Annotated in this window: 1 protein-coding gene (running past one end of the window); it reads right to left on the bottom strand. The window is 77.3% G+C overall.

Annotated features, from left to right (window positions below):
- Window position 1: 1 nt before the first annotated feature.
- A protein-coding gene (locus tag ACF1DX_RS29560) for a type I polyketide synthase (protein WP_391794181.1) crosses the window boundary here: on the bottom strand, window positions 2-6,210 show its end. Its footprint extends 22,450 nt past the window's final position; 6,209 of the gene's 28,659 nt are visible here — the last part of the coding sequence; its start codon lies off the right edge, out of view; the stop codon is at window positions 2-4.

Here is a 6,210-nt window from a genome sequence, read left to right as displayed (position 1 = left end):
GTCAGTCCCGCTGTTCGTCGAGGTTGCCGTTGAGTGCCGCCTGCACGAGGTCGTCGACCTCCATGGCGTCGATGGACGCGTCGGACACGTCCTCGGCGCCGGTGCCCTGCGCCGGTGTCCCGGCCGCCGGTGCCTGGGCCCGTCCGGCGAGCTTCAGGAGCGGTTCCAGGACGCCGATCTCACGCAGCCGGTCGAGGGGCACCGAGGCGAGGACGGCGCGCAGCGCGGTCTCGTCGGTGGTCTCGCCGGTGGTCCCGCCGCCCGGGGTGCCGGCTGGCAGCAGCCGGCCGAGGACGTGCTCGGCGAGGGCGGCGGGGGTGGGGTGGTCGAAGACGAGGGTGGCGGACAGGGTGAGTCCGGTGGCGGCGCCGAGCTGGTTGCGCAGCTCGACGGCGCCGAGTGAGTCGAAGCCGAGGTCGCGGAAGGCCCGGTCGGGGCCGACCAGGTCGGTTCCGGTGTGGCCGAGGACGTCGGCGGCGCGTTCCCGCACCAGGGTGAGCACCGCACCCAGGCGCCGGTTGCCGGGCAGCCGGGCCAGCCGGTCGCGCAGTTCGGGCGCGGCCCGTCCGGCGTCGTCTCCGCCGGCGGCCGCGGCGGCCGTGAGGGCGGCGTGGGCGGGCATCTCCGTCAGCAGGGCGCTGGGCCGCACCGTGGTGAAGGCCCGTACGAACCGCTCGGGGTCGACGTCGGCGACGACCGCGACCGGGTCGCTGCCGGTGACGGCCTGGCGCAGCGCCAGGACCGCGAGGTCCGGGTCGAGCGGCCGGATGCCGGTGCGCCGGGCGAGGGCGGCGGCGCGGCCGTCGCCGGCCATGCCGTCGCCGCCCCAGGCGCCGTAGGCGATCGAGGTGGCGGGCAGGCCGTCGGCGCGGCGGCGTTCGGCGAGGGCGTCGAGAACCGCGTTGGCCGCCGCGTAGTTGCCCTGGCCGGGGTTGCCGACCGCGGCGGACGCGGAGGAGAACAGGGCGAAGACGTCCAGGTCGTGGCCGCGGGTCAGCTCGTCCAGGAGGAGCGCGCCGGTGACCTTGGCGTGGAAGACCGCCTCGAACCGCTCGGGGGTGAGGCTGTCGAGCACGCCGTCGTCGAGGACGCCCGCGGTGTGGACGACGCCGGTGAGGGGCGCGTGGGCGGGGATGTCCGCGAGGACGGCGGCCAGGGCGTCCCGGTCGGCGGTGTCGCAGACGGTGAGGGTGACCTCGGCGCCGAGTTCGGCGAGCTCGGCGCGGAGCTTGCCCGCGCCGGGCGCGTCGGGGCCGCCGCGGCTGAGGAGCACCAGGTGGCGGGCCCCGGCGCCGGCGAGGCGGCGGGCGACGTGGGCGCCGAGGGCGCCGGTGCCGCCGGTGATCAGGACGGTGCCGGTGGGCTGCCAGTCGCGGGGGGTGCCGGGCCGTACGGCGGCGAGCCTGCGGCCGAAGACGGCGGCGGGCCGGATCGCGAGCTGGTCCTCGCCCTCGGGGTCGGCGAGGACCGCCGCGAGCCGCCGCGCGGACCGCTCGTCGAGGGTGTCGGGCAGGTCGACGGTGCCGCCCCAGCGGTGCGGGTATTCCAGGGCCGCGACCCGGCCGAGGCCGTGCACGGCGGCCTGGAGCGGCGCGGGCACGCTCTCGCCGGGCGAGACGGCGACGGCGCCGCGGGTGAGGCACCACAGCGGTGCGTCGACGCGGGCGTCGCCGAGCGCCTGGAGCAGCGCGGTGGTGAGCGTGGCGCCGAGCGGGGTGCCGGGTGCCTGCGGGTCGCCGCCCTCGGCGAGGGCGAGCAGCGACACCACGCCGGTGAACGGGGCCTCGTCGTTCCTGAGTTCGCGCAGCCGGGCGGCGAGGCCGGCCCGGTCGGCGCCGGTGGCCTCCAGGCGGACGGTCGCGGGGCCGAGGAGGCGCAGCACCTCGGCGGTCCACGGGTCGTCGGCGCCTTGGGCGGGCAGCACGGCCAGCCAGGTGCCGGCCGGGGCGCCGGTGGTGGCCCGGTTCAGGGGGCGCCAGGCGATGCGCTGGCGCCAGCCGTCCACGGTGGTCTGGTCGCCGCGCTTGCGGCGCCAGTCCCGCAGGGCGGGCAGCACCCGGGACAGGGACTCCCCGTCGACGCCCAGGTCACCGGCGAGGGCGTCGAAGTCCTCGCCCTGGACGGCCGCCCAGAACGCGGTGTCGTCGTCCCCCGCGCCGGCCGCGGTGTCCGGGGTGGCGGGGGCCGCGTCGGGCCAGAACCGGCGGCGCCGGAAGGCGTACGTCGGCAGGTCGACGCGGCGGGCGCCGGTGCCGTCGAGCAGCGCGGCCCAGTCGAGGGGCTGGCCGGCGGCGTGCAGCCGGGCCACCGCGCCGATCAGGGACCGCTCCTCGTCGCGTCCGGTGCGCAGCGCCGGTACGGCGGCCGGGGCCGGGCGGTTGTCGTCGGCGAGGGCGTCGAAGGTGTCCTGCGCCAGGGAGCAGAGCACGCCGTCGGGCCCGAGTTCCAGGTAGCGGGTGGCGCCGCGGGCGGCGAGGGTGCGTACCCCGTCGCCGAACCGGACGGCGCCGCGGACGTGTTCGACCCAGTACCCGGGGTCGCACACCCGCTCCGGTGCGGCCGTCTCCCCGGTGAGGTTCGACACCAGGGGCAGCGTGGGCGCGGTGTACGACACGCTCCGGGTGACCCTTGCGAAGTCCTCGAGCATGGCGTCCATGTGCAGGGAGTGAAACGCATGGCTCACCCGCAAACGCCTAGTCTTCCGGCCGAGTGCGGTGAATTCCTCGGCGAGGGCGGTGACCGCGTCCTCGTCGCCGGAGACCACGACCGCGTCGGGGCCGTTGACGGCGGCCAGTGACATCCGGTCGCCGAGCCGTGCGGCGACCTCCTCCTCGCTCGCCCGTACGGCGATCATGGCGCCGCCGGCTGGGAGGGCCTGCATCAGGCGGGCGCGGGCGGCGACGACCGTGCAGGCGTCCTCCAGGGTGAAGACCCCGGCGACGTGGGCGGCGGCGATCTCGCCGACGGAGTGCCCGGCCAGCAGGTCCGGGCGGACGCCCCAGGACTCGACCAGCCGGTAGAGGGCGACGCCGAGGGCGAACAGCGCGGGCTGGGTGTAGCCGGTGGTGTCCAGCAGGGCGGCCTCGGGTGTGCCCTCCTCCGCGAACATCACCTCGCGCAGCGGCCGGTCGAGCTCCGGGTCGAGGCGGGCCGCGACGGCGTCCAGGGCCTCGGCGAACACCGGGTACCGGTCGTACAGTCCACGGCCGGCGCCGGGCCGCTGGGAGCCCTGGCCGGGGAAGAGGAACGCCGTCCGGCCGCCGGGCGCGGCGCGGCCGCGCAGGACGTTCGGGGCGGTCCGGTCCCCGGCGAGCGCGGTGAGCGCGTCGAGGAGTTCGGCCCGGTCGGCGGCGACGAGCACGGCGCGGTGCTCGAACGCCGAGCGGGTGGTGCCGAGGGACAGCGCCAGGTCGGCGACCGAGGCGGTGGAGTGCGCGGCGGCCGGGTCCGCGCCGTCGGTGAGCCGGGCGAGCAGACGGTCCGCCTGTTCGGCCAGGGCGTCCCGGGTGACGGCGGACAGGGCCACCGGCAGCGGTCCCGCGGCCGCCGGGTTGTCCCCGGCGGACGGGGCCGGCGCCGTGGCGTCGGCCGTGGGCTGCTCCAGGACGACGTGGGCGTTGGTGCCGCTGGCGCCGAAGGAGGACACGCCCGCGCGGCGCGGACGCCCGGTCTCGGGCCAGGCGGTCGTCTCGGTCAGCAGCCGTACGGCGTCCGGGTCCCAGGCGACGTGCGAGGACGGCGTGCCGGCGTGCAGGGTCTTCGGCAGGGTGCCGTGCCGCATCGCCATGACCATCTTGATGACGCCGGCGACACCGGAGGCCGCCTGCGTGTGGCCGAGGTTGGACTTCAGCGAGCCGAGCAGCAGCGGGCGGTCACGGTCCTGGCCGTAGGTGGCGTGCAGGGCCTGTGCCTCGATCGGGTCGCCGAGCGCGGTGCCGGTGCCGTGCGCCTCGACGGCGTCGACGTCGCGGGCGGTGAGACCGGCCGCGGCCAGCGCCTTGCGGATGACGCGCTGCTGGGAGGGGCCGTTGGGGGCGGTGAGGCCGTTGGAGGCGCCGTCCTGGTTGATCGCGGAGCCGCGCAGCACGGCGAGGACCTGGTGGCCGTTGCGGCGGGCGTCGGAGAGCCGCTCGACGACGAGCATGCCCACGCCCTCGGCCCACGCGGTGCCGTCGGCGTCGTCGGAGAAGGCCTTGCAGCGGCCGTCCGGGGACAGCGCGCCCATCTCGCCGAACTCGACGAAGCCGACCGGGGTCGACATCACGGTGACACCGCCCGCGAGGGCGATGGAGCACTCGCCGTTGCGCAGGGCCTGCGCCGCGAGGTGCAGCGCGACCAGCGACGACGAGCAGGCCGTGTCGACGCTGACCGAGGGCCCTTCCAGGCCGAGGGTGTAGGACAGCCGGCCGGAGAGCAGGCTCGCCGACTGGGCGGTCTCGACGTGGCCGACCTGGCCGATGGCGGGACGGTAGTCGCCGCTGCCGCCGCCGACGAACACGCCGGTGTCACCGCCGCGCAGCCCGGCCGGGTCGATGCCGGCCCGCTCCAGGGCCTCCCAGGCGGCCTCCAGCACGATCCGCTGCTGCGGGTCGATGACCAGGGCCTCGCGCGGGGAGATGCCGAAGAAGTCGGGGTCGAAGTCGGCGACGTCGTACAGGAAGCCGCCGTGGCGGGTGACGCTGCGGCCCCGGCCGTCCCGGTCCCCGTTCAGGAGCCGGTCCAGGTCCCAGCCGCGGTCGGTGGGGAAGGCCCCGATGGCGTCGGTGCCGGCGACGGCCAGCTCCCACAGGTCCTCGGGCGAACGCACTCCGCCCGGGTAGCGGCAGCTCATGCCGACGATGACGATCGGGTCGTCGGCCGCCCTGGCGTCCGTCCCGCGCGCGGCCGGGGTGGCCGGGCCGGTGTCCTCGCCGAGGAGCCCGGTCAGCAGGTGCGCGGCGAGCGCGGTGGGTGTCGGGTAGTCGAAGACCAGGGTGGCGGGCAGGGTGAGCCCGGTCGTGGCGGCGAGCCGGTTGCGCAGGTCGACGGCGGTCAGCGAGTCGAACCCGAGGTCCTTGAAGGCCTGTTCGGCGGGTACGGCGTCGGCGCCCGCGTGGCCGAGCACCGAGGCGACCTCGGTGCGGACCAGGTCCAGGGCGTACGGGAGCCGGTCCCGCTCGTCCAGCTGCCGCAGCCGGGTGCGGAGCGTGTCGGCGGTGCCGGCGTCCGTGCGGTCGCCGCCGCCGGCCACGTCCAGCGCGCGCCGCGCCTCGGGCAGTTCGGTGAACAGGCGGCCGGGCCGGGTGCGGGTGAAGGCGGGCGCGAAGCGGTCCCACAGCACGTCGGCGACGGTCACCGAGGCCGGTGCCGACGGGTCGGCGACGGCGTCGCCGACGACCGCGCCGAGCACGGTCAGGGCCCGGTTCGGGTCCATCGCGGGCAGGCCGTTGGCGCGCAGGTGGGCGGCGAGCCCGTCCGGTCCGGCGCCGGACCAGGCGCCCCAGGAGACGGCGACCGCGGTACGGCCGTCCGCCCGGCGTGCCTGGGTGACGGCGTCCAGGTAGGCGCCCGCGGCGGCGCCCGCTCCCTGACCGCTGACGCCCCAGACCCCGGAGATGGAGCCGAACACGACGAAGGCGTCCAGGTTCCGGTCCCCGGTGGCCGCGTCCAGCGCGTCGAGGTCCCGGCGCACGGCGGCGAGGAGTGCGTCCGCGCCGGGGGCACCGGCTTCCTCGGCGGGGGCGCCGTCGTCGCCGGTGTGGATCACGGCGGTGAGCGGACGGCCGTCGGGCAGGGCGTCCACCGCGTCGGCGAGGACGGAGGGGTCCGCCGGGTCGTACGCCACCACGGTGAACTCGGTTTCCAGCTCGGCGAGTTCGGCCCGCAGCGCGTCGAGCGCGTGGGCGTCGGCTTCGCCGCGGACGGCCAGCAGGACGCCGGTGGCGCCGTTCCCGGCCAGCCAGCGGGCGACGTGGCCGGCGAAGCCCTCGGGGCCGCCGGTGACCAGCACGGTGCCGGTGGGCCGCCACGGGGCGTCCGGGCGCTGTGCCGCCGCCCGGACCAGCCGCCGGCCGTAGGCGCCGGAGGCGCGCAGTGCGACCTGGTCCTCGGCGTCCGGTCCGGTCACGGTCAGGACGGCCCGCAGGCGTTCGGCGGTGCGGGCGTCGGCCACGTGGTCGACGTCGATGAGACCGCCCCAACGGTCGGGCCGCTCCAGGGCGGTGACCCGGC

Source organism: Streptomyces sp. NPDC014676 (assembly GCF_043084105.1).
GTDB lineage: Bacteria > Actinomycetota > Actinomycetes > Streptomycetales > Streptomycetaceae > Streptomyces.
The sequence above is the reverse complement of the archived record's forward strand: the minus strand, read 5'-3'. Positions and strand labels throughout refer to the sequence as shown.